This window comes from Arthrobacter psychrolactophilus, from assembly GCF_003219795.1.
GTDB classification, from domain to species: domain Bacteria; phylum Actinomycetota; class Actinomycetes; order Actinomycetales; family Micrococcaceae; genus Specibacter; species Specibacter psychrolactophilus.
On the sequence record NZ_QJVC01000018.1, the window covers coordinates 32,118 to 58,742 of the forward strand.

At 61.2% G+C, this 26,625-nt stretch carries 26 protein-coding genes; 15 read left to right on the forward strand and 11 right to left on the reverse strand.

From position 1 onward, the window contains the following. Positions 1 to 75: 75 nt before the first annotated feature. From CVS30_RS14200 to CVS30_RS14210, 3 genes are all read left to right on the forward strand, one after another. Complete coding sequence (locus CVS30_RS14200) at positions 76 to 1,029, forward strand: sugar-binding transcriptional regulator (RefSeq protein ID WP_110486050.1); 954 nt, start codon at positions 76 to 78, stop codon at positions 1,027 to 1,029. Next, positions 1,026 to 2,492 (forward strand): xylulokinase, encoded by a 1,467-nt coding sequence (xylB, locus tag CVS30_RS14205; RefSeq protein WP_245934618.1) that lies wholly within the window; start codon positions 1,026 to 1,028, stop codon positions 2,490 to 2,492. Before CVS30_RS14200 ends, xylB begins: the two co-directional genes overlap by 4 nt. 113 nt (positions 2,493 to 2,605) lie before the next feature. Continuing rightward, positions 2,606 to 3,574: a type IV toxin-antitoxin system AbiEi family antitoxin domain-containing protein gene (locus CVS30_RS14210; protein ID WP_110486052.1), complete on the forward strand. Its 969-nt coding sequence runs from the start codon at positions 2,606 to 2,608 to the stop codon at positions 3,572 to 3,574. Positions 3,575 to 3,661: 87 nt separating this feature from the next. Here CVS30_RS14210 and CVS30_RS14215 read toward each other — a convergent pair whose 3' ends face one another. Further along, positions 3,662 to 5,212: a mannitol dehydrogenase family protein gene (locus CVS30_RS14215; RefSeq protein ID WP_110486054.1), complete on the reverse strand. Its 1,551-nt coding sequence runs from the start codon at positions 5,210 to 5,212 to the stop codon at positions 3,662 to 3,664. 134 nt (positions 5,213 to 5,346) lie between these two features. Between CVS30_RS14215 and CVS30_RS14220 the strand changes: the two genes are divergently transcribed. After that, positions 5,347 to 7,095 carry a pyruvate dehydrogenase gene (locus CVS30_RS14220; protein WP_110486122.1) on the forward strand — a complete coding sequence of 583 codons (1,749 nt, stop codon included), beginning with the start codon at positions 5,347 to 5,349 and terminating at the stop codon, positions 7,093 to 7,095. A 27-nt stretch (positions 7,096 to 7,122) separates the two neighbouring features. Then, a complete protein-coding gene (locus tag CVS30_RS14225; RefSeq protein WP_110486056.1) occupies positions 7,123 to 7,509 on the forward strand; it encodes a DUF1304 domain-containing protein in 387 nt (128 codons plus the stop codon). Here the strand turns inward: CVS30_RS14225 and CVS30_RS14230 are convergent. Both CVS30_RS14230 and CVS30_RS14235 read right to left on the reverse strand, forming a co-directional pair. After that, entirely contained in the window at positions 7,506 to 8,717 is a 1,212-nt protein-coding gene (locus CVS30_RS14230; protein ID WP_110486058.1) for an MFS transporter, read from the reverse strand. The two genes, CVS30_RS14225 and CVS30_RS14230, sit on opposite strands and share 4 nt — an antisense overlap. Before the next feature lie 55 nt (positions 8,718 to 8,772). Continuing rightward, positions 8,773 to 9,465 (reverse strand): GntR family transcriptional regulator, encoded by a 693-nt coding sequence (locus tag CVS30_RS14235; protein WP_181419814.1) that lies wholly within the window; start codon positions 9,463 to 9,465, stop codon positions 8,773 to 8,775. A 116-nt stretch (positions 9,466 to 9,581) separates the two neighbouring features. On the opposite strand from CVS30_RS14235, the gene CVS30_RS14240 reads away from it, so the two are divergent. Beyond that, positions 9,582 to 9,773, forward strand: coding sequence for a hypothetical protein (locus CVS30_RS14240; RefSeq protein ID WP_110486124.1), 192 nt, complete (start codon positions 9,582 to 9,584; stop codon positions 9,771 to 9,773). A 25-nt stretch (positions 9,774 to 9,798) separates the two neighbouring features. Here the strand turns inward: CVS30_RS14240 and CVS30_RS14245 are convergent, their stop codons facing one another. Next, a complete protein-coding gene (locus CVS30_RS14245; protein WP_110486062.1) occupies positions 9,799 to 10,809 on the reverse strand; it encodes a YdcF family protein in 1,011 nt (336 codons plus the stop codon). A 120-nt stretch (positions 10,810 to 10,929) separates the two neighbouring features. Between CVS30_RS14245 and rlmN the strand changes: the two genes are divergently transcribed. Continuing rightward, complete coding sequence (gene rlmN / locus CVS30_RS14250; protein ID WP_110486064.1) at positions 10,930 to 12,183, forward strand: dual-specificity RNA methyltransferase RlmN; 1,254 nt, start codon at positions 10,930 to 10,932, stop codon at positions 12,181 to 12,183. Between the two features lie 89 nt (positions 12,184 to 12,272). Here the strand turns inward: rlmN and CVS30_RS14255 are convergent, their stop codons facing one another. The 3 genes from CVS30_RS14255 to CVS30_RS14265 all read right to left on the reverse strand — a co-directional run bounded on the left by CVS30_RS14255 (position 12,273) and on the right by CVS30_RS14265 (position 13,619). Next, complete coding sequence (locus CVS30_RS14255) at positions 12,273 to 12,518, reverse strand: hypothetical protein (protein WP_220033927.1); 246 nt, start codon at positions 12,516 to 12,518, stop codon at positions 12,273 to 12,275. A 2-nt stretch (positions 12,519 to 12,520) separates the two neighbouring features. Further along, positions 12,521 to 12,850, reverse strand: a complete 330-nt coding sequence (locus tag CVS30_RS14260; protein WP_110486068.1) for an ArsR/SmtB family transcription factor — start codon at positions 12,848 to 12,850, stop codon at positions 12,521 to 12,523. A 112-nt stretch (positions 12,851 to 12,962) separates the two neighbouring features. Further along, positions 12,963 to 13,619, reverse strand: a complete 657-nt coding sequence (locus CVS30_RS14265; protein ID WP_110486070.1) for a peptidyl-tRNA hydrolase — start codon at positions 13,617 to 13,619, stop codon at positions 12,963 to 12,965. A gap of 112 nt (positions 13,620 to 13,731) precedes the next feature. Between CVS30_RS14265 and CVS30_RS14270 the strand changes: the two genes are divergently transcribed. Further along, positions 13,732 to 14,940, forward strand: coding sequence for an aminotransferase class I/II-fold pyridoxal phosphate-dependent enzyme (locus CVS30_RS14270; protein WP_110486073.1), 1,209 nt, complete (start codon positions 13,732 to 13,734; stop codon positions 14,938 to 14,940). 11 nt (positions 14,941 to 14,951) lie between these two features. On the opposite strand, the gene CVS30_RS14275 is transcribed toward CVS30_RS14270, so the two are convergent. Continuing rightward, entirely contained in the window at positions 14,952 to 15,377 is a 426-nt protein-coding gene (locus CVS30_RS14275) for an acyl-CoA thioesterase (protein WP_110486074.1), read from the reverse strand. Between the two features lie 188 nt (positions 15,378 to 15,565). Here CVS30_RS14275 and CVS30_RS14280 point away from each other — a divergent pair, with 188 nt between their 5' ends. Further along, positions 15,566 to 16,045 (forward strand): hypothetical protein, encoded by a 480-nt coding sequence (locus CVS30_RS14280; RefSeq protein WP_146233403.1) that lies wholly within the window; start codon positions 15,566 to 15,568, stop codon positions 16,043 to 16,045. A 140-nt stretch (positions 16,046 to 16,185) separates the two neighbouring features. Here CVS30_RS14280 and purB read toward each other — a convergent pair whose 3' ends face one another. Continuing rightward, positions 16,186 to 17,628 (reverse strand): adenylosuccinate lyase, encoded by a 1,443-nt coding sequence (purB, locus tag CVS30_RS14285; protein ID WP_110486078.1) that lies wholly within the window; start codon positions 17,626 to 17,628, stop codon positions 16,186 to 16,188. A gap of 140 nt (positions 17,629 to 17,768) precedes the next feature. On the opposite strand from purB, the gene CVS30_RS14290 reads away from it, so the two are divergent. Next, positions 17,769 to 18,161, forward strand: a complete 393-nt coding sequence (locus CVS30_RS14290) for a hypothetical protein (RefSeq protein WP_110486080.1) — start codon at positions 17,769 to 17,771, stop codon at positions 18,159 to 18,161. A 50-nt stretch (positions 18,162 to 18,211) separates the two neighbouring features. Next, positions 18,212 to 19,765, forward strand: coding sequence for a PGAP1-like alpha/beta domain-containing protein (locus tag CVS30_RS14295; RefSeq protein WP_110486082.1), 1,554 nt, complete (start codon positions 18,212 to 18,214; stop codon positions 19,763 to 19,765). Here CVS30_RS14295 and CVS30_RS14300 read toward each other — a convergent pair. Then, positions 19,762 to 20,190, reverse strand: a complete 429-nt coding sequence (locus CVS30_RS14300) for a phage holin family protein (RefSeq protein WP_110486084.1) — start codon at positions 20,188 to 20,190, stop codon at positions 19,762 to 19,764. The two genes, CVS30_RS14295 and CVS30_RS14300, sit on opposite strands and share 4 nt — an antisense overlap. 65 nt (positions 20,191 to 20,255) lie before the next feature. On the opposite strand from CVS30_RS14300, the gene CVS30_RS14305 reads away from it, so the two are divergent. The 4 genes from CVS30_RS14305 to CVS30_RS14320 all read left to right on the forward strand — a co-directional run bounded on the left by CVS30_RS14305 (position 20,256) and on the right by CVS30_RS14320 (position 25,166). After that, the gene (locus CVS30_RS14305; RefSeq protein WP_110486086.1) at positions 20,256 to 21,377 is read left to right on the forward strand and encodes a histidinol-phosphate transaminase; all 1,122 of its coding nucleotides are present in this window, start codon (positions 20,256 to 20,258) and stop codon (positions 21,375 to 21,377) included. Between the two features lie 165 nt (positions 21,378 to 21,542). Next, positions 21,543 to 22,802, forward strand: a complete 1,260-nt coding sequence (pdhA, locus tag CVS30_RS14310; protein WP_110486088.1) for a pyruvate dehydrogenase (acetyl-transferring) E1 component subunit alpha — start codon at positions 21,543 to 21,545, stop codon at positions 22,800 to 22,802. Then, the gene (locus CVS30_RS14315; protein ID WP_110486090.1) at positions 22,799 to 23,773 is read left to right on the forward strand and encodes an alpha-ketoacid dehydrogenase subunit beta; all 975 of its coding nucleotides are present in this window, start codon (positions 22,799 to 22,801) and stop codon (positions 23,771 to 23,773) included. Before pdhA ends, CVS30_RS14315 begins: the two co-directional genes overlap by 4 nt. Before the next feature lie 13 nt (positions 23,774 to 23,786). Then, positions 23,787 to 25,166 carry a dihydrolipoamide acetyltransferase family protein gene (locus tag CVS30_RS14320; RefSeq protein ID WP_110486092.1) on the forward strand — a complete coding sequence of 460 codons (1,380 nt, stop codon included), beginning with the start codon at positions 23,787 to 23,789 and terminating at the stop codon, positions 25,164 to 25,166. Positions 25,167 to 25,182: 16 nt separating this feature from the next. On the opposite strand, the gene CVS30_RS14325 is transcribed toward CVS30_RS14320, so the two are convergent. Beyond that, positions 25,183 to 26,430, reverse strand: a complete 1,248-nt coding sequence (locus tag CVS30_RS14325) for an aminotransferase-like domain-containing protein (protein ID WP_245934622.1) — start codon at positions 26,428 to 26,430, stop codon at positions 25,183 to 25,185. Positions 26,431 to 26,625 lie beyond the last annotated feature (195 nt).

A 26,625-nucleotide genomic window follows, 5' to 3' on the forward strand; every position in this document is an offset into this window, starting at 1 on the left:
TTAAGTGACTCTAGTCATATATACTCATTTGAGCAAGAGCAATGGCTCAAATGTTTTTATTGAGGAAGGCGCACTGTGCCGGAAATTTCCCACGAGGAGCTGCTTGCCCGTATTGGGCAGGCGTATTACTTGGACAACCAGTCCAAGGTTGAAATAGCCACGGAACACGGAATTTCGCGGTTCCAGGTTGCACGCCTCCTCGACGAGGCCCGTGCCGAAGGTATCGTCCATATTGAAATCCGCCGCCCCGGTGCGGAGACAGGGATCGACGTCGAGGCGCTCGCCGCCGCCCTCGGCCTGCACCGCGTCGTGGTGGTCAAGACCGTCGGTGACGACTTTGCTCAGCGGGATATTCAGGCGCAGGCCGTGGCGCAGGAGCTCATGAATGAGGCTCGAACAGGCATGACCATTGGCATCTCGTGGTCGCGAACCTTGGACATGGCCGCGCGCCACGTGAAGGAACTTCCCAAGTGCGACATCGTTCAACTGGCCGGCGCTCTACCCACTCCGGGAGGTGGTAACCCCTTGGAGATCATCCAACGCCTGGGCCGCGTAGGCGGCGGACGGACGTGGCCAATGTGGGCCCCGTTGGTGGTAGACAGTGCGGCGACGGCCACCGGCCTGCGCCGTCAGCCTGAGATTGCCGATGCCATGCATAAAGCCGATTCGCTGGATCTGGCTATCGTTGCCATCGGGGCGTGGGCGCCGAACCTTTCAACCGTCTGGGATCGCGTTGATAATGCCGTGCGCCAAGACGGCATCAATAGGGGAGCCGTGGCCGAGTGCTCCGGCCGGTTGATCGCCATGGACGGATCGATGGTCGCGTCCGAATTGGATGCCCGGATTCTCTCCGTCAGGGTTGACCAACTCAAATGCACGCCCAAGGTCATTGCCGTGGCGCAGGGTGCGGGGCGCGGCGACGCTGTACGTGCCTGCATCGCCGCGGGAATCGTCAACACCCTCGTGGTTGACGAGTCGCTTGCTATGGCGCTGCAGGAATTTGCCACCGGCCACGAGGTGTCTGCATGAGCACCGCAGTGGGCACCGAAACCATGAACATTTCAGACGAGAATCGAACGCTGTCCGCCGCAGGCCGGCTGGTTGTTGGAGTCGATTCCTCCACCCAGTCGTGCAAGGTTGTGGCAGTTGATCTGGAGACCGGGGCGCAGGTGTCCGCCGGGTCCGCGTCCCATCCGGACGGCACGTCCATCAATCCGCATCTTTGGACGTCCGCGCTGGAGGAAGCTTGGAGGGCCGCGGGCATTGCGGCGCTGGGGGAACGGGTTGCCGGTGTGGCTGTTGCCGCCCAGCAGCACGGCATGGTGGGTGTGAACGGGGACAATGAGCCCGTCCATGATGCCCTGCTGTGGAACGATGTGCGCAGTGCGGAAGAAGCCGGCCGCATGGTCGCCGAGCTGGGTGCCGAGGCATGGGTCGATGCGGTCAACATACTCCCCGTCGCCTCATTCACACTGACAAAACTCGCCTGGCTGGCACGTTGGCAGCCGGACGCGGCCGCCAGGCTGGACACCGTGGGCCTGCCCCATGACTGGCTCAACCTGCAGCTGTCGGGGTCGTGGTCCACCGACCGCAGCGACGCCTCCGGCACTGCCTACTTCGACCCGGTTGCCAACACGTACCGGGTCGAACTACTGGAGAAGTTCTTCGGCGCAGTGCCCTCCCTGCCCCAGGTTCTCGCACCCAACGAAAGCGCCGGGCAGCTGCTCCCGCGCTGGGGCTCAAGTGCCGCCGTCGTCGGTGCCGGCATGGGCGACAACGCCGGGGCGGCACTGGGCCTGGAGTTGGCGCCAGGGGAGGTGGCCGTCTCGATTGGCACCTCGGGCACGGTGTTCACCATCTCGGAGACGGCGGTGCGTGACGTTTCCGGACAGCTCGCGGGATTTGCTGACGCAACGGGGCGGCACCTGCCCTTGCTCGCCACGATCAACGCGGCCCGCGTCATGGCGGCCGGAGCTGCCATGCTCAACGTGGACCTGGCCGAATTTGACCGGCTCGCGCTCGCCGCCGCCCCCGATGCCGGCGGGTTGACGCTGCTGCCCTACCTTGACGGCGAACGCACGCCGAACCTGCCCGATGCCACGGGGTCCATGCTGGGCCTGACCCGGGCGAACATGACGCCGAACAACATGGCGCGGGCATCTGTGCTGGCGGTGTTGAACTCGCTGGCCGACGCGCTGGACTCGCTTGGGTCATTTGGGGTTCCTGTGGAGCGGGTGCTGCTCATCGGTGGCGGCGCCAAGTCCCGGGCGCTGCGGGAGGCGGCCGCCACGGTGTTTGGCGTGCCCGTCGACGTGCCCGAACAGCGTGAATATGTGGCGCTTGGGGCCGCGCGCCAGGCGGCCTGGGCTGCGACCGGGGAACTTCCCGTGTGGGGGCGGCGGATCGAGGAGTCCTTCATACCCGACGGCGCATGGGGCAGCCTGGTGCGAGGTCGGTACGTCGCGGCCCGAAAGGCTATTTACGGGCGGTAGGCGGCGTCCAGGCCTTGCCGCGTCGCCGGTGGCCTGAAGTCGTGGGGGCGGAGTTATCCACAGGCGCACCGACGGGTATTGAATTCGCGATCTGACGGGGCAAGGCTTGTGGCATGGACATACGGGCTTTGGCCGGCGGCATCGATCGGGACTGGCCGGTCGGCCTGACCTCTGCAACCACGGCCGAGCTCACACATTCCGGGCTGGGGCCGCGTCGCCTGACGGCGGGAGTGAAATTTGGCCTGCTCCTCCGTATCCGGCACGGTGTCTATATCCGCAGGGGTGATTGGGAGGGCCTATATCCTTCTCAGAGGGACGAACTGCGGCTGCTTGCGCACTGCCAGGCCACGAAAGCAACGGCGCTTTATAGCCATCTCAGTGCGGCCCGGCTGCGGGGACTTTACGTGTGGAATGGCAGTCCAGACGTTCACGTGACAGCGAAGTCCGCGCTTGCCGGTGACAGTGCTGTGCCGGGTGTTCGTGTGCACCGGCGCACGCTGGCTCCGGAACAGCGACGGCGAATCACCCTTAAAAGGTACGGGGTTGTACGTGTGACATCGCTGGAACAGACCATTGTGGACTGTGCACGTACCGAGCCATTTGTCACAGCAGTAATCATTGGCGACTCCGGCCTGCACAAGGGTGTGAGCCTGGAACTCATGAACCAGCTTGTTGCCGGGATGGACGGCCATCGCGGTGTGCGAGCAGCAAGGCGCGTACTGGCAGCTTTGGACAAGGGTTCTCAATCCGCCGGCGAGACCCGGCTGCGGCTGGTAGTGGCAGGCATGAACATTCCCCAGCCTGAATATCAGGTGTGGCTGCTGGCCGCCGGCAACAACTACCGGGTGGACGGGGCATGGCGCGCGATCAAACTGGCGCTCGAGTTTGATGGAAAGAGTAAATACTTTGACTATCAGCGCACGGACGAGGCCATTTATGAGGAGCGGCAGCGGGAGCGGGAGCTCATGGAAGTGGGTTGGATGTTTCTTCGGGTGGAGTGGAAGGACCTGGCCGATCCGGACCTGCTTAAGCGGCGGATTCGGGCAGCCATCGATGCCGCCAGCCGCCGCTTCAAGCCTTGAAGCACCGACAACGTGGCCAGCTGGCGAGTGTAGGGCAAAGTTCCCGTACGCTCGACAGCTGGCCACGTTTTGAGTGGAAGATTTGGGTTACCGGCCCAGAGCCACGAGCTCCTCGACGGCGGCACGGGCACCGCGAGTATGCAGGGTGTCCAGCGTGCGCAGGTAGGCGTCCGTGAAGCGGGCGTTATCCACGAGGTCACCAAAGACGTCGCGGTTGCGCAGGAATGCCAGCTTATCCTCGTGTTGCAAGGCGGCGGCTGCCATGAGTGGCTCCTTCAGGCGGTCGACGACGTCCAAGGGTGCGCCGGATTCATCCGTCCCCTCGGCGTACCGCGCCCATGAGGCGACGATACCCGCGGAACGGGCGATCCCGCCGTCGTCCGTCAGCTTGTCGTTGCCAAGGTTGATCCAGATGACCGGGACCAGCCACTTGGGGATCCGGTCTGAACTCTCGGCACACAGGCGGGCGAGGGTGTCACGGACATGCTCGTTGGCAAAGCGCTCGATGAGCGTGCGCTTGTACAGTGGCAGGTCCACGCCGGGCAGTGGCGAGAGCGCGGGCGTGCCCTCAAGGTCCATGTAATCAAGCAGGAACTGGACAAATAATGGATCCTGGCAGACCTCGTGCGCGTAGGTGTAGCCGGCCAGGGTGCCGAAATAGCAGAGCGCCTGGTGGCTGGCGTTGAGGAGCCGGAGTTTCATGAGTTCGTACGGCTCGACGTCGTCAACCACCTGCACGCCGGCGTCCTCGAATGGTGGGCGACCCATCGTGAAGTGGTCCTCCAGCACCCATTGTTCGAACGGCTCGCAAACCACCGGCCACTGGTCCGTGATGCCAAATTCGGTGGCAATCGCGTCGCGGTCTGCATCGGCCGTGACAGGTGTGATTCGGTCCACCATGGAGTTTGGGAACAGTACGTTGGCACGCATCCAGGCGGCCAAATCTGGATCCCGAAGCTCGGCAAAGGCCGTGAACATCTTCTTTGCCACGTCGCCATTGCCCTGGATGTTGTCGCAGGACATGACGGTGAATGGGGCAATGCCGCGAGAACGACGGCGGGAGAGCGCCTCAGTAACGAGGCCGAAGGTTGTGCGCGGGGTCGCGTTGGGTGAGAGGTCGTGGACGACGTCGGGGTTTTCGGCGTCGAAATCGCCTGTCACGTGATGGAAGTTGTAGCCGCCCTCGGTTACCGTCAGTGAGACGATGCGGGTGTCCGGGGAAGCCATCATCTCAATGACGGCATCGGGGTCCGCGGGTGCAAAGAGGTACTCGGTGATGGAGCCGATCACGCGGGCCTCGCGCCGCCCGTCCGGATGCTTGAGGACCATTGTGTAGAGGCAGTCCTGCTCGGCCATGACCTGGGCCATCTTGGCATCGTGCTCCAGTACCCCAACTCCGCAGATGCCCCAGTCGAGCGCCTTCCCGGCGTTCATGAGTCGATCAAGGTACATGGCCTGATGGGCGCGGTGGAAGCCGCCAACACCAAAGTGCACGATTCCCGTGGTGACCTTGGTGCGGTCGTAGGCCGGAACGGCCACCGACTCAGGTAGGTGGGTGAGGCTCTCGGCATTGAGCTGCGGCACGGTTGGCTCCTTTGGTGACGTGATCTTCGTCCCACTATAACAAATGAGCGCCATGTGTCTACTCAAATGAGCGGAGCTAAGATTCTGCGGCTTAGCGGGGTTTGCGTCGCTCTGTGCTGCGCCTCGTGGTGCTGGGGGGCTATATTGGCCAGTATCCGACGCAGGACTATTTGCAGCAGGAGGGCCACATGGCCAAGGAACTTGCCAGTCAGCTCATCGAACAATTGCAGGCAGCGGGTGTGCGGCGTATCTACGGGATTGTGGGCGACAGCCTGAACCCGCTGGTGGATGCGGTGCGGAAAACCGGCGGTTCCGCCAAAGGCGGGATTGACTGGATCCATGTCCGCCACGAGGAAGCCGCCGCGTTCGCAGCCGGTGCCGAGGCGCAGCTCACCGGGGAACTGGCCGTGTGTGCTGGTTCGTGTGGTCCGGGAAATTTGCACCTGATGAACGGGCTCTATGACGCCAATCGCACGGGTGCGCCGGTGTTGGCCATCGCGTCCCATCTTCCCAGCGTACAAATCGGCAGCGGATTTTTTCAGGAGACCCACCCAGACCGGCTGTTTGGCGAGTGCTCGGTGTACTCGGAGCTCATCAGTACCTCTGACCAGGCTCCAAGGGTGCTCCACAATGCCATTCAACATGCCGTGGGCTTGCGGGGTGTTGCTGTGGTGACGTTGCCAGGTGACATCGCCAGTTTGCCAGCCACTGCGCCGTCGCCGCTGCAGCGCCCCTTGCGCCCGGCAAGTTTGGTGCCAGCCTCGGAAAGCATCAAAGAACTGGCAGACGCGATCAATAGCGCTAACAAGGTGGCCATCTTCGCCGGAGCCGGCGTGCAGGGAGCTCATGACGAAGTCATTGCGCTGGCGGAACTGATCAAGGCACCCATTGGGCACAGCCTGCGCGGCAAGGATTTCATCCAATACGACAACCCCTACGACATTGGGATGACCGGCCTGTTGGGCTACGGGGCAGCGGCGGAGGGTATCGAGGATGCTGACCTGCTAATCATGCTTGGCACCGATTTTCCATATGACCAATTCCTGCCGTCCACAAGAACTGCCCAAGTGGACAGGGCTCCTGAGCATTTAGGGCGTCGGACGGACGTGGATATTGCCGTTCATGGTGACGTCCTTCCCACAATCCAGGCACTGATGCCCCTGATAGTGGCCAAGGAGCATTCCAAGTTCTTGGATACGATCCTGAAAAAACACGACAAGCTCATGAATAAGGCAGTGGGTGCTTATACCCGCAAGGCCGACAAATTGGTGCCCATCCACCCGGAATACGCCGCATCCCTGCTTGATGAAATTGCCGCCGACGATGCGATCTTCACCGCTGACACCGGCATGTGCAATGTTTGGACAGCTCGTTACATCAACCCCTTGGGTACGCGCAGGCTGATTGGTTCCTATCTACATGGTTCCATGGCGAATGCGCTTCCCCAGGCCATCGGTGTCCAGGCGGCCTATCCCGACCGGCAAGTCATCTCCGTCTCCGGCGATGGCGGACTGTCCATGCTGCTGGGTGAATTGATCACGGCCGCGGCCCACAAGCTGCCCATCAACGTGGTGGTCTTCAATAACTCCACCCTGGGCATGGTGAAGCTTGAAATGTTAGTCGACGGACTGCAGGACTTTGGCGTGGACGTTCCAGACGCCAACTACGCCGCCATTGCTGCGGCGATGGGCTTCCATGCCGTCCGTGTCACCGATCCGGGCAATATCGCGGACGCCTATAGGGCTGCCTTTGCCCATGATGGGCCCTCCCTGGTGGAATTGATCACCGATCCCAATGCCCTGTCCATTCCGCCAAAAATCAAGGGTGGGCAAGTGATTGGCTTTGCCACGGCGATGTCGAAGATCGTACTGAACAAGGGTGCCGGCGAGGCTGTCAGCATGGCCCGGTCCAATCTGCGCAACATCCCCCGCGGCTAACCCGCCTCCCACAATCTAAGGATCCCGATGTTCATAGCAGCACTCATTTTCGCTGGACTGGCCGCGCTGGTTCACGTTTACATCTTTGTGTTGGAGTCGCTGCGTTGGACGGCGGACAGCACCCGGAAGACCTTCGGCACCTCTGTTGCGGAGGCGAACTCCACCAAGGAAATGGCCTTCAATCAGGGGTTCTACAACCTGTTCCTTGCCGTAGTGGCCGCGGCCGGTATTGTCGCCGGCGCCGCTGGCCACCATGGTGTGGGTGCCGCACTTGTCCTCGCCGGAGCTGGTTCTATGCTTGCCGCTGGGCTGGTCTTGCTCATTTCATCGCCTTCGAAAGCAAAAGCGGCCCTGGTGCAGCTCACGTTCCCGCTGCTCGCCGTCGTCCTTGTCTTGGTGTCGCTGGCTGCTTAGAAAGCAGTCCGGCGCAAGCCACTCGATACGAGGGCTAGACAGAGCAGGCACACCACAGCGCAGGCGCCTAGCAAAACCGTATAGGTGGCGAAGCCCGCCAACCCGGCCAAGGCCATGGGGAGTAGAAACCCGATATAGCTGAGGCTATAGAACACGCCCGTCAGCCCGGCCAGATCCCGGCCGGTGGCGATGCGTTGGATCTCCACCAATCCCGAAACCAGGGCGATTCCGTACGATGCACCCAACAATATTGCAGATACGGCACCGGCCACTAGGGATAGATAGTGGGCGTTGATGGCCGTGACGATGAGCCCGACGATCATGGTTGTCATCCCCACGAGAAGGGCTCTGCCTCCCGTTGCCTCATTGATGCGTGCGGCAAAGGGCTGCACGAGGGCCCCCGTGCCCAGCGTGAGGACGGTTAGCAGCGTGGCGTAGCCAAGCTGCATGGTGCCTAGGCGCTCGCCTTCGAGCATGGGAATGACGGCGTAAGCGACACCGGCCGTCGCAAAAATCCAAGGAGCAGCTGGTAAGACTACGCGGCGGAATCGCAGGTGTCCCACAAGCGGCACGCGCAGATCGTCTAGGAGTGAGGTTGCCTGCGGGCCGTCCTGGCCGGCCTCGAGGGTGACTGTCTCCGGCGCTTTCGCCAATGCCAACAACGCGAGAATACTCAAGACGATGTGCAGGATGTAGGGGGTCATGGTGGGCAATGGGCCCCACTGTGCAAGGATTCCGGACGCGCCAGCGCCGAGTCCAAAGCCCAGCGTCAGGATCAGTGAGGGGCGACGGGCTCCAGCCGTGGCGTCAGCCTGCTTATCGAACGGCGGCATGGATAGTTCCTTGAGCCAGCTCGTACCCACAGCCATGCCGATTCCGACCCCGATGCCAGCTAGCATTCGGCCCGCGCACATGAGGATCTCACTGTGAAAACACAAGGCCAAGATCACGCTGGCGACGATCCCAAGAATAACGCCGAGGATGGTCAGCAGCTTGCGCCCGTACCGGTCAGATAACGGACCGGAGATGAGTAAACCCGGAATGAGGCCCAAAACGTAAGTGGCAAGGAACAAGTCCACGCTCACCACGGAGTAGTGGCCAATATCGCGGTACAGGCTGAGAAGTGGTGTGAAGTGATTGCCTCCCCACGCCAAGACGAAAACTGCGGGGGCGGCACGAAGCCATAATGCGGCGCGGGCGGCGCGCATGAAAATCACTATCCTTGGGGTTGCTTGTGGTTACTTCAATGGGCGAATAGATTACTTACGTTGCTGCGACGTGGCGTCGCAGCAATTCCTCGTAGCCGCGAGGATCGGCCGAAGCCAGGAGCTCGGCGAGCCGGGCGTGATCGTCCATGAAGCGCTGCAAATCAGCTGTGTTGGTGCGTGCGGTGAGGCACGTTAGCCGGGCCAAGCGAGGTCCGAGCTGAGCATAGAAATCATCGATGATGGGATTCCCAGAACCAGCAACGATTCGGGCATGGAATTGATGATCGGCGCGGGCGAAGGCAGGAAGATCGTCCTGTTCTGCTGCCGCGCGTTGCACAGCGATCAAAGCAGCCAAGTCCGCCGCGATACGCTGTTCCCCTGAGGCACCGCTTGTCGTTTGCTCCCGGCCAGCTGTTTGAAGTTCGACGGCGCGAGACTCAAGCATGATGCGGACCTGCAAGAGGTGCGCGGTTTCTTCCGGGGTGTGGCTCGTAACGACGGCGCCCTTTTTCGGGAACAAGCGCAACAGGCCCTGCGATTCCATCAGGAGGAACGCCTCGCGCACGGGAGTCCGGCTCACATCGAAGCGCTCGGCCACTTCGCCCTCGGTGATGAGGGTGCCCCCGGGAAGGGTGCCACCGACAATGTCGGCGCTGACGCTCGCATACACGCGTTCCACTGCGGTGCTCGCCTGAACCGGTTCGGGGTGCCAAGACCAATGTCGGCTGATATGAGGATTTTTGGCCATGGTTTGAGTATAGATCATAAATGCATTGATAAATGCAACACGATTTTGAGGCGCTAGCCATTGAAGGGCCGGGGCAACGAGCATAGCGTTGAACTACATCCGAGGGGGTGGCCAAAGTGGAAATTCATCTGTGGTGGCTTGAGCTCGAATTACGAGCCAAGCAGTGGCTGCGTGAAAATACGGGCGCGCAAGAAGTGCCCGACAATGTTGCGGAGGCCGTGGCTGCGGCCGGCGGCAGTTTGACCGGAGGAACACTGACACAGCGCGAGTGGGACTTCATCGTGACCCAGTCGGAGTTCGTTGACTAGTGGTGCTGGTGGTGGGACTTGGCTGCTACTGGGATGCCTGGATCACGGCAAACGTCAGGACTGCCGTCAGGGCAACAAACGGAATGCACATGAGCGCATGCAGGATCTTGTGCTCTTTCAGAATGGCGACAAATTCACGCAGAAACGCGCTGGGTAGGAAGTATCGAGCCGTGGGGGAGCCAACCACTTGTGCGTCGATCCCTAACTTGCGTGACAGCAGGGCCGCCCGCAGCACATGGTAATTATTGGTCACGACCACCATCTCGCCCTCGCGACCTTGCTCCTTGGCCACGGCTGCAGAGAACCTGAGGTTCTGGGCCGTGTTGACCGCTTGATCTTCCGCCACGACATGTTGTTCCGGCGCACCAGCCGCCACGAGGTACTCGGCCATGGCGACGCCCTCGGGGTGAGATTCATCTGCGCCCTGACCCCCGCTGGGAATCAACAAGGGCGAGTTCTCCGGCGCCGCCTCTTGATAAATTTCCAGCCCCTTATCTAAACGGGAACGAAGGAGCGGGGGCACTTTTCCGTTGATAATTTGCGAGCCTAGGATGACCACGGCAACGGGCTTAAGGGTGTGCTTCATGCGCCCGTAAGCCACGGCATAGGCCAGAAAAACCACAAAAACAACACCAAAGTAGCTGCACAGGAAGAACAGCAGGGCGGCCAGGCCGATGGCCACGGGGTTGAGCGTGATGACGAGGAGAACCGCGAACACTGGAAGCCCCACAAGGGCCACGCCCGCCACGAGCGAGAGTAGATTGCCCAGGCTGCGGCCCTCATTGCGCATCATGGTGGCGCCGTTGCTGATGAGGAATCCGGCCAAGACTAAAATCGCCAGCGGGGAGGCCGCGATGATGGCGAAGGCGATCCACTGCGTCCACGGGAACCAGTTCGCCAGGATTTCCGAGATGCCCACGAGCGCGAACCAGCCCGCAGCCACGAGGACTATGCCGTTTCGCAGCATACGGGGATCCTTGTGGCGTAGATACAGGTAAACGCAGCCCAAAATGAGGGCCAGAATCAGGGAAATCATGGTGCCAGCCTACGTGCTGAGGGGAGGTGGGCGCCGTCGAACCTGCCGAATAAGAGCCGGAAATGTGATCTTAGCGGCCAAGGCGGGACAGTTCAGGGGAAGTGGGAGACAATGGAAAGGATGACTTCCCCCAAAAACACCCCCAGCCCCGCCGCAGCCGATGCGACAGCCCCGACGACGCGACCTTCCCGCCGCCCGGCGCAGGTCATGCCTGCCACCGAGGGCTGGAAGCAGGCGAAGGATCCGGCGGGTCGCCCGCTGCTGCAGTTCAAGTCCCCGCGCGTCTCGCAGCCGCCAACACACCTGGCCGATATGACGCTGCCCGAGCGTGAGGCGAAGTTCAAGGAGATGGGCCTGCCGGCATTCCGTGCCAAGCAGCTCTCGGTGCATTACTTCCAGCACTACACCACCGATCCCGAGCTCATGAGCGATCTGCCCAAGGATCGCCGCGCCGAGATCGTGGACACCATGTTCCCGAAGCTGCTGACCGAGGTCAAGCGCCTCACCACGGACAACGGTGACACCATCAAGTTCCTGTGGCGCCTCTTCGACGGCTCCCTCGTGGAGTCCGTGCTCATGCGTTACACGGGTCGCGTGACCCTGTGCGTGTCCAGCCAGTGTGGTTGCGGTATGAACTGCCCGTTCTGTGCCACGGGCCAGGCCGGTCTGACCCGCAATATGTCTACGGCAGAGATTCTGGACCAGATCGTTCAGGCCAACCGGGTCATCGCCGAGGGTGGGCTGGGACACCTGCGCCGCGATGGCGGGCACGACGCCGAGCGCGTCACCAACATTGTCTTCATGGGCATGGGTGAGCCGCTGGCCAACTACAAGCGCGTCATGAACGCGGTGCACCGCATGGTCGCCGAGGGTCCCGAGGGCCTGGGCATGTCAGCCCGCGGCATCACGGTCTCCACCGTGGGCCTGGCTCCGGCCATCAACAAGCTGGCGCAGGAGGGTCTGGGCATCACGTTCGCACTGTCCCTGCACGCGCCCGACGACGAGCTCCGCGACGAGCTCATCCCCGTCAACGACAAGTGGAAGGTGGACGAGGTCCTCGACGCCGCGTACAACTACTACAAGGTCACGGGCCGCCGCGTCTCCATCGAGTACGCGTTGATCAAGGACATGAACGACCACCCCTGGCGTGCCGAACTCCTCGCGAAGAAGCTCAATCAGCGCGGCCGCGGCTGGGTTCACGTCAACCCGATCCCGTTGAACCCCACCCCGGGTTCTATCTGGACCTCGTCCGAGCCCGAGGTCATGCAGGAATTCATCGACACGTTGATCGACAACGGTGTACCCACCACGCTGCGCGACACCCGCGGCAAGGAAATTGACGGCGCCTGCGGTCAGCTCGCAGCGGCCGAGTAACGTCTCGCCTAACTGAACTGGCAGAAAACTAAAGAACGACGCCGGAACGCAAGTTCCGGCGTCGTTCTTTAAGTTAAGCGGTGGTTGAGTTAGGGAATGTCGTTGAGGGTCTTCTCGACCGCGGCAAGGCGCTTGTCGAGGGATTCCAGCTTACTGAGCAGTTCCGTGCTGACTGCCGTGTTCGCCTTGACCACTTCACGCAGTTCATCGGCTCCGCCGAGTTCCGTCTGGCGGGTCTTGGCGTTGGCCTGGGCTACGACGATCTGGTAGGTGATGCCGCCGATGATGCCGATGATTGCGATCCAGGCCCACCACGGTACAAATTCGATTCCCATAATCATTTACCGCTTTCTTTTTTTGGTTCGAGGTCGGGCGCTTCGAGCGGTCCGACGGCTGCCGTGATGGCGGCCGGGTCAATGGTGAATGTGAAGGGAACGACCTCGAAGTACTTCAGGGCCTTACCTTCGGGGGAGAGTTCCAGTCGACCGGAGAGATATCCGGCCTCCTCGAGCCTCTGGAGGTGCATGTACAGCAGGGGTCGAGACATCCCCAGGCGCCTAGCCAGTTCGCTGACATGGAGCGACTCGGCTGAAAGTGCTGCGATGATGCGGTACCGCGTGGGATGAGCAATGGCCGTGACCTTTGCGATCTCTTCTTCCAATGACATTTCTGCACCTCCTTTCACCTGTCAGTAAATAATTACACATGTTTGTGTTGGTGCACAAGGGTTAACGTCAACGACTTTTGGCAACACCGACATTGTGACTGTCGACAGGGGCCTAGCGCGTCTTCGCGGTGACCACATACGCGGTTGTTGACCCGGGCTCGATCTCTGTCCGGCCGGCATCGGCAATGACCGGGCCGGCCGCTTTCCGTGCGCCCTTGCGGAACTCCTTGGCAGGCAATGCCACAACGCCAACGGGGAACCCGGCTCCGGCCCACGCCGAAACGGTGGCCACTTTGGACTCCAGCACCCAGGCCAGCAGGGCGTGGGCCGCCTGGGCAGCGGCCTTTCCTGTGGACATTTCCAAGGAGGCGTTCAACACGATGGTCAGCGGCTGCGGCGGTAATGGGGCGCCAACTGGCAGCTGGGTTCCCGACACCTGTAGCTTTGCCAGGAGCTTCGGCAGTTCCGCCGCGGGCATGGGTGGCAGTCCCACGGCGCTGGCCTCACCCACCGTGGACACGGCCTGATCGGGGAACATGGCGCGGACTTTAGCGAACATTTTGGCGTCGGCACGTCGCACAGACTTGGCAAAGGCGCCCTCGGCCCACTGATGCCATTCGGGATTTGCCGGATCGTGTAAGAACGCCTGGGCCGAGGCCAGTGCGGCGGCGGCAATGCCGTGCTGCTCACTGGCGGGTTCCTCCCGGTCAACGAGCAAAATAATGGGTTGGACGAGTTCCTGTGCGCTGCGTTCGGTGTATTCACTCACTCCCTAAGCGTAGGGCTATCGGCAACGCCATGTGACAAGCTGGAGCTCAGTCCCATTCCTCGCATACCGGCTCATCGTGGCAGTTGTGCAACCGTCTTGTTCAGGAGTCTCCATGCGCACACCTCTTAGCGTTGCCGCCCGTGCGAACGTCCAGCCGTTTGCCGTGATGGATATTCTGCAGCGGGTGGCCGAGCTTCGTGCCGCCGGTCGCGATGTCATCTCACTGTGCGCTGGCGAGCCCAGCGGAGGTGCACCTGGTGCCGTTTCGGCACGTGCCGCGCAGATCCATGCTTCAGGATTGCCACTGACGTACACACCAACGTTGGGCATCCTGGAACTCCGTCAGGCCATCGCCGGGCACTACCAGCGGTGGTACGGCATGGAACTTTCTGCCAACAATGTTGCCGTCACGACAGGCTCATCCGGCGCCTTTATGTTGCTGTTCCTGGCCGCGTTTAACCCGGGAGATAAGGTGGCGCTTGCCCGTCCCGGCTACCCGGCCTATAAGAACATCCTGAAGGCGCTAGGGATTGAGGTCATTGAGCTCGACGCCGGATCGGAGAGTCATTTTCAGCCCACCCCAGAACTTTTGGATGCAGCGGTGCAGGAACACGGCCCGCTGGCAGGTTTAGTTCTGGCCTCGCCCGCCAACCCCACGGGCACGATGGTCACGCGCGCCGAATTGGAGGCGTTGAGCGCTTGGTGCGGGGATCACGGGGTGCGACTGATCAGCGACGAAATCTATCACGGCATCACGTATCCCGCACCGGGCGCCGCGGATCCGAAAGGCGTTTGCGCCTGGGAACTGGACCGCTCCGGCGCTGTTATCTCCAGTTTCTCAAAGTACTGGGGAATGACCGGTTGGCGTTTGGGATGGGCTCTGGTGCCAGACGATTTGATTCAAGCGGTCGACGCGCTGGCCGGAAATGTTGCCCTGTGTCCACCCGCTCCAGCTCAAATGGCGGCGATCGAGGCGTTTAGTGAGCAGTCCTATGCCGAAGCGGATGCCTTTGTCGCGGAATTCTCGCGCACCCGAGACTACGTCTTGGGGAAGGTTGCCGCACTGGGCTGGAGTGATGCGGCACCGGCTGATGGGGCCTTTTATTTTTATGCCACCCTAGGCTCGGCCAAGGGAACGTTCACGAGTTCAGAACAGTATTGCGTGGCGTTGCTGGAGAGCGAAGGCGTTGCGTTGGTACCCGGCGATGACTTTGACGGGGTCGGGGGCAGTGCCACCGTCCGCTTGAGTTTCGCCGCCGGGTACGACGCCGTGTGTGAGGCGCTTGCGCGGATTGAACGTTTTCAGGCCGCAAATGCCTAGGAACTGAATGGTTAGTTCTGTGCGTTCGCGATCTTGACGGGAATCCGGTCCCGGTCATAGGTGATGGAGTCGTAACCATGCGGGGCAGGCTTGCCGTCCTCGCCCAGATTGACGAACACAATCTTTTCGACGGTCAGAATGGACTCGCGGGTAAAGATATTGCGGACTTCAGCACGCATGGTCAGCGAGGTGCGACCAAAGGCAGTGGCCGTCAGGCCCATCTCGATGAGGTCGCCCAGGACGGCAGAAGAAACGAAGTTAATTTCAGACATGTACTTGGTGACGGCTTTGCCGTTTCCCAACTGAACGATGGCGTAAATTGCTGCTTCTTCATCGATCCAACGGAGCAGGCTGCCACCAAAAAGCGTGCCGTTAGCGTTGAGGTCTTCGGGGCGAACCCATTTGCGGGTGCGGAAGGTAATGTCACCAGTGTTCATAGCCGTAAATGTATCGTGAAAACCGGCCGTGTGGGTCGTTTTTGTTAGCCATAACACACCATGTTTTGTACCACTAACTCCTTGATTTGATGCGTTGGTTCCTCCACAAGGTGGGCAGTTCGGCTGCCTTATCCACAAAAGATGCAGCGGGCCTTTTGCTGCCGTTTCACAGCAGGCAGGGTGGATTCATGGAAAGGAAAACCATGGATCATTACAGTGGCGATGAAAGCGCCGGAGCTGGCAATTCTGAAGAACAGGATGAGGCCGTTGACCGAGTGTTCCGAGAACTCGCGGGGCCATTGGTCGTGCCGTACCGCAATGAGTGTTTAGTGTGTTTCCTCATGCGCGTCATGATGTTTCTAGAGCCACAAGGCTTTGCCATGACGGCTAGGTTTCGGCAATTCAACGCGCCTCGAGCAAGCAATCTGGGTGGACGGCTCGCCCAGAAGGGAATCTTCAGCGATGGGCAATTGATTCAAGCCGGAGTCCTCGTCAACGAAACCATTTGGACTGCGGAGCGCTGCCCAGATTGCGGCATCCCTTATACGTCTCCGGACTGCCTTGAGGTGCGGCGCGGATCGACCCAACCCTGCAAGCTATGGCGCTGGCGGCGTGATGTGGAGCGTGAGCGGTTTAACGCATGGCCACACCACTTCACTTGGGACTGACGGCACGAAACCGCTGAAGCAGTCGATGTCGCTGTCGTGGGATCGTCCTAAACACCAGCGGCACCCAACCGCGCTGTAAAGCGCAGCTAGGTGCCGCCGTCGTTCTTTAGCCGCTTAAGAGCAGGTGGCTCAGAGGTGGATTACTTGTTCAAGTGGTCCACGAGTGACTCTGCGATACCGATGTACTTGCCCGGGGTCAGAGCCAACAAGCGCTCCTGAGCGCCGGCGGACAGGCCAAGGCCGGAGACGAACTCCTGCATGCGGTCAGCGTCGACGCGATGACCGCGGGTGAGGTCCTTCAACCGCTCGTACGGATCTTCCATGCCCTCAACACCGGCAATCGCTTCGGCGCGCATGACCATCTGGATGGCTTCGGCGAGCACTTCCCAGTTGTGGTCCAGATCGTCAGCCAAAACGGCTTCTGCGGTGTCCAAACGACCCAGGCCACCCAGAACGTTGTTGATGGCCAAGATGGAGTGTCCGAAGGCCACTCCGATGTTGCGCTGGCTGGAGGAGTCGGTGAGGTCGCGCTGCCAGCGGCTCGTGACCAAGGTGGCGCCCAAGGTGTCCAGAAGGGCGTTGGAGAGCTCCAGGTTGGCCTCGGCGTTTTCGAAACGGATCGGGTTGACCTTATGCGGCATGGTGGAGGAACCCGTGGCGCCCGGAACTGGGATCTGAGCGAAGTAACCGATGGAGATGTAGCTCCAGACGTCCGTGCACAGGTTGTGCAGGATGCGGTTGAAGCGGGCCATATCGGCGTAAAGCTCGGCCTGCCAGTCGTGCGATTCAATCTGCGTGGTCAGCGGGTTCCAGGTCAGGCCCAATGCTTCGACGAAGCTCTTGGCAACATCCTGCCAGTCGGCTTCGGGAACGGAGGCGTAGTGTGCCGCGTAGGTTCCGGTGGCGCCGTTGATCTTGCCCAAAAATTCGGTCTTGGCAACACGATCCAGCTGACGGCCCAGGCGGTGCGCCGTGACAGCCAATTCCTTACCCAAGGTGGTGGGTGTGGCCGGCTGGCCGTGCGTGCGAGAGAGCATAGGGACGGCGCGGTTTTCCTCGGCCATGGCGGCGATCTTGGCGACGAGTTCGCGAGCTGCGGGAAGCCAGACGTCCTCGACGGCGCCCTTGACGCCCACGGCGTATGACAGGTTGTTGATGTCTTCGCTGGTGCAACCAAAGTGAACCAGCGGCTTCAGGCGCTCGAGGCCCAAGGCTCCGAGACGGTTACCGATGAAGTACTCCACGGCCTTGACGTCGTGAACGGTGACCTTTTCAATAGCGGCGAGTTCCGCAACGGAGGCTGCGTCGAATTCGGTGACGATGGATCGCAGGCCGGCCTGCTGTTCAGCCGTCAGGGGCTCGGTTCCCGGAAGAACATTGTTGCTCGTGAGGTGGATGAACCATTCAACCTCAACACCAACGCGGTCGCGGTTCAAAGCCGCTTCAGACAGGTAGTCCACCAGCGGGGCAACGGCGCCGGAGTAACGGCCGTCGAGAGGGCCCAGCGCAATGCGCTCGGAGGAAGCGGCCAAGGACAAGCGGCCGGAAGGGATGCGGGCTGTGGCATTTGCTGAATCAGACATGCCTCAATTCTTCCATGAACCGCCCATTCCTCCACAGTGACGTCCAACATGCCACCATTCCACAATCGCAAAGTGGGCTCTGGTGCCGAGATGGATGCCTTTCTAGGCTGACGCTTAGGGGAGCTGGAGAGGAGCATGTAATGGCATTTGCAGGGGGTGCGCTGCCGGGACCGCTAGGCCTTTCTGCGACGGGTCCGTCACCGGATGCCGTGACGCTGTCGGCGCAACGACTGGCGTGTGTGGCCCAAGATATTGCAGTCCTGCGGTTCCGCCTGTCGCAGCTAAACAATGTGGACTGGAACTCGACGGCGGCCACTGCCTTCCGTCATTCTCTGGCCGATGCTGACGCCCGATTTGTCACGGTTGACCAGCAGATTGGGACAGCAGTTGAACTACTGGGCAACTACGCCGCGTATTTACGAGCCGTGGCCGATGCCGTGACGTGCGGGGTTCCGCGATGGGAAGACTACCCGGGGATCGGGCCCAGCTGGGGCGGCAATATGGGCATGATTCGGGTGTGGGATCGCTTGTAGCTCTTTGGCTGAGTGGGCTCCGTGAGTAGTAGGGAAAGGGGCGATGCCTGATGGCACAAAAGTTAGGTGATGGGACGGTATTGAGTTATTCGGGTGGTGCCGGATCCATCAGTGGCACCTTCGCCGAGATTTCCGCGCTCGCCGTTGAGATGCGTCGGATCGTCCACCTGCTCGAACCCTTGGAGCGGCAATTGTGTGCGGAATGGACGTGGTTAGGAAATGCCGCCGGAGGTGCTGGCGCCTACCCGTACGCCAGTCTTGAGGCGATGCGGGACGCCTGGTTTCAGTCGTCGAGTCTGCACGAAACCATGGTGCGGTTGGCCGCGAATGCTGGGCAGGCGGGGGTGAACTATGCGGCGTCCGAGGCAAACACGGCCAACTCCGTAGCTAACGCACGGCGCAGCGCTGCGTTGGGTCAGGGGATGGATGCATGGAGGTGGGGGCCGTTGTCAGCTGTGAAGATTGCCCTTGATATCCGCGGACTGCAGACAACTGAGCAAGATCGGGGGCTGCGGGATTCCCTAGAGACGATGCTGAACCAAAGCGGCGCCTATGTTGCGGGGGCATTGGGCCCCAGCGTGACCTTCGCCTATCTGATCTCACAGCTAGAGAACAAGAATGCTCCTGCCGCAGGCACGCTACCGGCCTTTGGGCTGCGGAAAGTGGTGGATGGGTTGGGGATAGCGAAACCCGGAGCGCTGACGGTGCGGCAGGTCCCAGAACAGGAATGGCACCTTCGCTCGGGAAAGTTCTACCCGCCGGGACACGCCGTCTCGGCAGCAGGGGTGCCGTGGAGTGAAGGGAGCAGTTTTGCGGCCATGCTCGGTGGCAGTAACGACGCCTATAGCTATCCGCCGGGGTCAATCGGGGTGGTGCGAGTCGATAAGCCCGACGGCGATCGCGCCTGGGTCGTGCATCTTCCCGGGACCGAAGACTGGGGCACCTTTGATAGCTCCAACCCCTTCGATATGGAGGGCAATATGGAAGCGATGACGGCGGCCAACCATGAAAAATTCACGCAGCAAGGGGTGCTCGTGCAGGAACTGATCAAGGAGTCGCTTACCGCATCCGGAGCCCTGCCGGGAGAAGACGTTGTTCTAACGGGGCACAGCGGGGGCGGTATTCATGCCGCGGCGGCTGCGGCTGATCCGGATTTTCTGGCGGAGGTGAACGTGCAGATGATTGTGATTGCCGGAGCGCCAGCAAGAAATGCGGGCGTTGGGGAGGGAGTTTCTGTGGTGGCCCTCGAGAACGATAACGACGTGGTGACCGCGCTAGATTTTGGCCCGCCAATGCCAGCGCCGAACTGGGTGACGGCCACCTCGCATCGGCCGCCCAGCGGAGACGCTGCGGGTCTCGTCGACGTGCTTGCTCAGGCGCATTCCCTGGACAACTACATAGACGATGCCGTGCTGCTGGATCAAAGCGGAGATCCCGCTGTTGTGGCCTCGGCAGAGAAATTGCGGACGATTCTAGGCGTCGGAGCCGCCGGTGGCGCCATTGCTGGCAGCAAGTGGGTGTATCAAGGACGCGATGGTGCAGACCCGGGGAAGGGAAAGTCAGCACCGAGCGAAGCGAAGAAAAAGAACCGGACGCGCCGTTAGCGGCGCGAATCCGAGGAGCTCACTCCACCGGCCACCATGGACACGCAGCTAATGATCAACGCGGCGAGGATTGCCGTCCAGAAAAAATCATCGATGCTCAGCGACACCGGCGTGAAGGTGGTGATCCAGGCGGTCAGCCACAGCATGGCGGCATTGATGACGATTGTGAACAATCCCAGCGTCAAAATCGTCACGGGGAGCGACAAGAGTTTCACGACCGGCTTGACCAGCGCGTTGACGATGCCAAAGAGCAGGCCAATGAAGAGGTAGGCCAAAACAGTGTTAATGGCATTGGCGCTACCGCTGGCTCCCGCAACATCGTTTCCAACAAAGGTCGTTGAGGCGATCTGCATGCCCGGCAGGATCCAACTGGCAACCCACAAGGCAAGGGCGTTGATGACAACTCGAATAATGATTCTTCCCATGGCTCCATAGTTCCACATTTCGGGCTTAGAAAAGCTGTGAACTGGCGCTGCCATAAGCTAGAGACATGACCGAGACAAACAGCACAGGACTTACCGGTGTGCAGCCTCGACCCGTAGTGGGCCGTCTGCCAAAATACTCCGCGGGAAAACCGCCGGTGGAAGTGCCGGGTCTTGAGAGTTTTAAGCTGTCGTCCAATGAGAACCCCTTGGGGCCGGTCCCCGCCGTCATGGAGGTACTGCGCGCAGCGGCCGATGTTCACCGCTACCCCGATACCAGCTGCACGCTTCTGCGGAACGCTCTGGCTCAATTCTTGGATCTTCCCGCCGATGACGTGGTCGCAGGCGCCGGAAGCCTCGGCGCCCTCAACCAGATCCTTGCCGCATTCTCGGGTCAGAACGACGACGGGGTGCCCGACGAGGTCATCTATGCATGGCGTTCCTTCGAGGCCTACCCAATCTGCGTCGGACTTGCTGGCGCCGCGAGTGTTCAGGTCCCGCTCCGCGCCGATGGCGGTCACGACCTCGATGCTATGGCCGCTGCCGTCACCGATCGCACTAAAGTGATCCTGCTGTGCACACCCAATAACCCCACCGGCCCGGCCCTGCGCTCGCAGGAAACCGAGGACTTCATCCGCAAGATCCCCGCCCACGTGGTCATTGTGATCGACGAGGCCTACCTGGAATTTGTGCGGGCCGACGCCGTAGTTGACGGCGTGGAAATGTACCGCAAATACGCCAACGTCATGGTGTTGCGCACATTCTCAAAGGCGCATGGACTCGCCGGCCTGCGCGTTGGCTACTCCATTTCGCAGCCGGAAATCACGCAGTACCTGCGCGCGGCAGCTACACCATTTGCCGTCTCGGGCATCGCCGAACAAGCCGCCGTCGCGTCGCTGGCTCACTACAACCAGGTTGTAGAAAGAGTACAAAGCCTTGTTGATGAACGAACCCGGGTGGTGACTGGCCTGCAGCAGCTCGGCTGGGAGATCCCTGAGGCTCAGGGAAACTTCATCTGGCTGGCCTTGGGTGCTAATAGTCAAGACTTTGCGGCCGTGGCGCTCGATCATGCGCTCTCTGTTCGGGCATTTGGCGACGAAGGTGTCCGCGTATCTATCGGCGAGGTCGCCGCGAACACTAGACTTCTGGAAATCTGTGCGTCCTATACAAAAGAGCCGCAACGTTCCTAGCGATTAACAAAGGCATGATTTGCCTACGGGTACGGATACAGTTGTAAATCGAAAACGTATATATATGCGCCAGCAGGAATGCATTCCCGAAGCGGCATATATCGGCACCAACGAGTCGGGACAGGGCGCATGACGCATCTGGGATTCGGCAGACGAGGAGACAGCATGGGCGCCGCCCAACAAGCTGCCAGTGATTCACACGAGGCAGCTTCAGCAAGCACGAGTTCCGTCAACACGGGCTTGAACGCAGCAACGCGTCCGCAGGCCGGAGAGTCCGCCGGAGTGTTGCGCGCCAATGCGGTGGGATCCGATGAAGCCGTCCAGCTTCTGGATGAGCAGGGACATGCTCTCCACGACGCGACCTTCAGCCCTTACATAGCGGCGCTGAGCCCGGAAACCATCCGTGGCTTCTACCGTGACATGGCCATCGTGCGCCGCTTTGACGCCGAGGCGACCGCGCTGCAGCGACAGGGCGAGTTGGCGCTCTGGGTGCCGGTTGTGGGCCAGGAAGCGGCCCAGATCGGCTCCGGTCGCGCCATGAACTCCGCTGATTATGCCTTCCCCACCTACCGCGAACACGGCGTTGCGCTGACACGTGGCCTCGACCTTGCAGACCTGCTGAAGCTTTTCCGCGGCGTCTCCAACGGTGGGTGGGATCCGCGCGAGAGCAACTTCCACCTGTACACCCTGGTCTTGGCTGCTCAGACCCTCCACGCCGTGGGTTATGCCATGGGCATTCAGCGCGATCTTGCTGCTGACCCCGCAACCGAGCCGGCCGCCGTCGTGGCGTACTTCGGTGATGGTTCCAGCAGCGAAGGCGATGTGCATGAATCGATGGTCTTCGCCGCCTCATACAACGCGCCCGTGGTCTTCTTCTGCCAGAACAACAACTGGGCCATCTCGGTACCTTTTGAAGTTCAGTCGAAGGTGCCCCTGGTCAACCGCGCGGGTGGCTACGGTATCCCAGGTATTCGCGTAGATGGTAACGATGTTCTGGCTGTTTACGCCGTCTCTAAGTGGGCGCTTGACCACGCCCGTGAAGGACACGGCCCCGTGCTAATCGAAGCCTCAACCTACCGCGTCGGCGCGCACACCACGGCCGATGACCCCACCAAGTATCGCGAAAACGCCGAAGAGGAACTGTGGAAGACACGGGACCCGCTGCAGCGTTTGGAGGCCTACCTGCGCGCCGAGAATCTGGCCGACGACGAGTTCTTTACCCAGGTGAAGAACGACGGCGACGAGCTGGCTGCCCATGTCCGCAAGGCCACGCTGGCCTTGGGTGGAGCTGATATTCGTCAAAAGTTCGCCACCGTCTACGCTGAGGCCCACCCGCTCGTAGCCGAAGAGCTGGCATGGTTTGAAAAGTACGAGGCATCCTTCGTCGATGCCCAGAACGCAGAGACCGAAGGCGGTGCCGCATGAGCACGATGACCATTGCAAAGGCCATCACGGAAGGCCTGCGCGCGACACTGAGCAATGATCCCAAGAGCTTCCTCATGGGTGAAGACATTGGATCCCTGGGCGGTGTTTACCGTGTCACCGAAGGCCTGAAGAAGGAATTCGGCGCCCACCGGGTCATGGACACCCCGCTGGCCGAGTCCGGCATCATCGGCACCGCCATTGGCATGGCCCTGCGCGGACACCGCCCCATCTGCGAGATCCAGTTCGACGGCTTTGTGTTCCCGGCGTTCAACCAGATCACAACCCAGCTGGCCAAGATTCGCACGCGCACGGACGGGCAGTTGAGCGCCCCTGTGGTGATTCGTATTCCATATGGTGGCGGCATCGGATCCATCGAGCACCACTCGGAATCGCCCGAGGCGCTGTTTGCCCACACGGCAGGCCTGCGCATCATCAGCCCCTCCAACGCCAACGATGCTTACTGGATGATCCAGCAGGCCGTAGCGTGCAAGGATCCGGTCATTGTCTTCGAACCCAAGCGCCGTTACTGGCTCAAGGGCGAGGTAGACACCGAGAATTCTCCCGGCGACCCTTTCAAAGCTCATGTGGTGCGCGAAGGCAGCGACGCAACCATCGTCAGCTACGGCCCGCTGGTTCCCGTGGCCCTAGCCGCAGCCAATGCCGCAGCAGAAGAGGGCCGCAGCGTTGAGGTCATCGACCTGCGCTCCATTTCACCCATCGACTTTGACACGGTAGAAGCCTCCGTGAATAAGACCGGTCGCCTCATCGTCACTCACGAGGCACCGACCTTTGGTGGCATCGGCGGCGAAATCGCCTCACGCATCAGCGAACGCTGCTTCTACTCACTCGAGGCCCCGGCCATCCGCGTGGGCGGCTTCCATATGCCGTACCCCGTGGCACGCGTTGAAGAGCACTACCTCCCGGACATTGACCGCATGCTGGAGGCGTTGGACCGCGCCTTCGCATACTAGGAAGGCCAGCACCATGTCGAAGCTTTCATATTTCAACCTGCCCGATGTTGGCGAAGGCCTGACCGAGGCCGAGATCGTCTCGTGGAAGGTCAAGCTGGGCGACACCGTCGCGATCAATGACATCATCGTGGAAATTGAAACAGCTAAGTCCATCGTTGAGCTGCCCTCGCCTTATGCCGGCATGGTGGCCCAGCTGATGGTGGCCGAGGGCGACACGGTAGACGTGGGAACACCCATCATTGCCATCGGCTCTGAGCTGGCTGCGCCCGAAACGACGCCGGCTCCTGTGGTGCCCGAAGCGCCGGTCGCTCCCGAGGCTGACGTTATGAAGCCGCTGGTTGGTTCTGGCCCTAAGGCCGACGCCGTCAAGCGCCGCCCGCGGGTAGCTGCGGCTTCCGCGGCGCTCGCCCCTGCGCCTACCGTTGCGGCAGTTGCCGCACCTCAGGCACCTGCCCAGGTTCCGGCGTCGAACCTTCCGACTCAGGCACAGGCTGCGCCAAAGTCCAGCCGCGTGCTGGCCAAGCCTCCCGTGCGCAAGGCCGCCAAGGACTTGGGTATCGACCTCAACGAGGTCTCAGCCACTGGTTTGCGCGGCGAGGTCACCAAGAAGGACCTGTTGAGTTACCAAGATCAGCGTACGGCCGAACAAGATGGTGCCGGCAGCTTCTGGGCTCCTGCCACGGGTAGCGGTCTGGCCGACGATCCGCGCATCGAACGGATCAAGGTCAAGGGTGTACGCAAGGCGACCGCCAAGGCCATGGTCGAAAGCGCCTTCTCGGCCCCGCACGTGAGCATTTTCGTTGACGTCGACGCCTCACGCACCATGGAATTTGTGAAGCGTCTGAAGGCGTCGCGCGACTTTGAGGGCATCAAGGTCTCCCCGTTATTGATTCTGGCCAAGGCTGTCATTTGGGCGGCCGCGCGCAACCCATCTGTCAACGCCACCTGGACCGGCGATGAGATCATCATCAAGCACTTCATGAACCTTGGCATTGCCGCGGCCACGCCGCGCGGGCTCATGGTGCCGAACATCAAGGACGCGCAAAACCTGTCGCTTAAGGAATTGGCCATTGCGCTGAACTCCCTCGCCACGACGGCTCGCGCGGGCAAGACGCAGCCGGCCGATATGCAGGGCGGTTCCTTGACGGTGACCAATATCGGCGCCCTCGGCATCGATACGGGTACGCCCATCATCAACCCGGGCGAGGTCGCGATCGTCGCCTTCGGCACGATCAAGCAAAAGCCGTGGGTGCTCGATGGTGAAGTTATCCCGCGCTGGATCACCACCCTGGGCGGTTCCTTCGATCATCGCGTGGTGGATGGCGATCTGTCTGCCCGTTTCATGGCCGATGTGGCCGCCATCCTGGAAGAGCCCGCGCTTCTTCTGGACTAGCTCCGCCGATCAGGTTCTAGCGGTGGCTTGCAATAGCCTCCGCTAGAACCGGTGCGAGCCGCTTGACGCCTTCCCGCAGTGTTTCGGGCGGGACTGCACTGAACGCTAGGCGCAACTTATTACTCGGCCCGGTAGTGGGGGAGAAGGCTGCGCCCGGAACAAACACCACACCTGCGTCGATGCCCTGGTGGAGGAGCGGGTAGCTGTCGATACCCTCGGGCAATGTCAGCCACACAAAGAAGCCACCTTCGGGACGGCTCCAGCTCACGCCGTCGGGCATGAATTCATCCAAGGCCGCCAACAGGGCCGCGCAACGCTCGGCGTAGATGGCACGGTAGCTATCGATCTGTCCGTGCCAGTCGTAGTCGCGCAAGTAAGTGCTCACGAGAAGCTGGTTGAACGTGGGCGGGCACAGCGTGACAGCCTCACTGGCCAGGTAGTAACGCTGCTTCAGATGCGCCGGAACGAGCGCCCAACCAATGCGCAATCCGGGGGCGAAGATCTTAGAGAATGAGCCCAAATACAGCACATCTTCCGGGTTTGCCGCGCGCAGGGGCTCCGGCAGGACGCCGTCGAACTTCAACAGCCCATAGGGGTTGTCCTCTAGCACCAAGATATTCGCCTCACGGCATATGTCAACAACTTCCTGCCGCCGCTCAGGCGCCAGCAACGCCCCCGAGGGGTTGTTGAAATTGGGGATCGTGTACAGCAATTTGATGCGCTTGCCCTCGGCTTGCAGGGCCGCGATGCGCTCCCGCAACAGTGACGGCACGATGCCGTGCTCATCCACGACGACCGGCTGAACGTCTACCTGATAGGCCTCGAAGGTGTTGAGGGCGCCGACATATGTGGGGTCCTCGAGCAAGATCACATCGCCGGGATCGCAGAAGACCTTCGCGGCAACGTCCTGGGCCGATTGTGAACCGGCCGTGATGACAACATTGTCGGGATCGGCGTCGAGGATGCCTTCTGCCGCCATGACCTCGCAAATCTGCGTTCGCAGTTCTAGGGTGCCCTGCCCGCCGCCGTATTGGAGCGCTTCTAGGCCCTTCTCAGCGATGATGGCGGCCGCCGTGGCTGCTAGTCGCGCCAGTGGCAGTGACTGTAAATATGGGTTACCGCCAGCGAGGGAGACAAGCCCCGGCTTCATGGAGATCTCGAAAACATCTCGCACCGCAGACTGCTTGATATTAGCGGCGCGGGCGGAGAGCAAGGCCTCATGTCGATGCGCGGTTGCATTGGCGGCGGGGACGTCTTTGGGCAGATGATCGACGGCGACAGTGGCGTCGGATGCTGGAGTGTTCACGGTCTCAGGATATATCTATTGTTGCCAAATAGGCACCAAATGTTTTCAAGAATGGATTTTTCGCTTCTGACGCGCTTTGGCAGCTACCCTCATGGGAAGTGATTCCTTTGATTTTTGGGCGCTTGCTGCATCGCTCCTAGGGTCCGCGCAGAG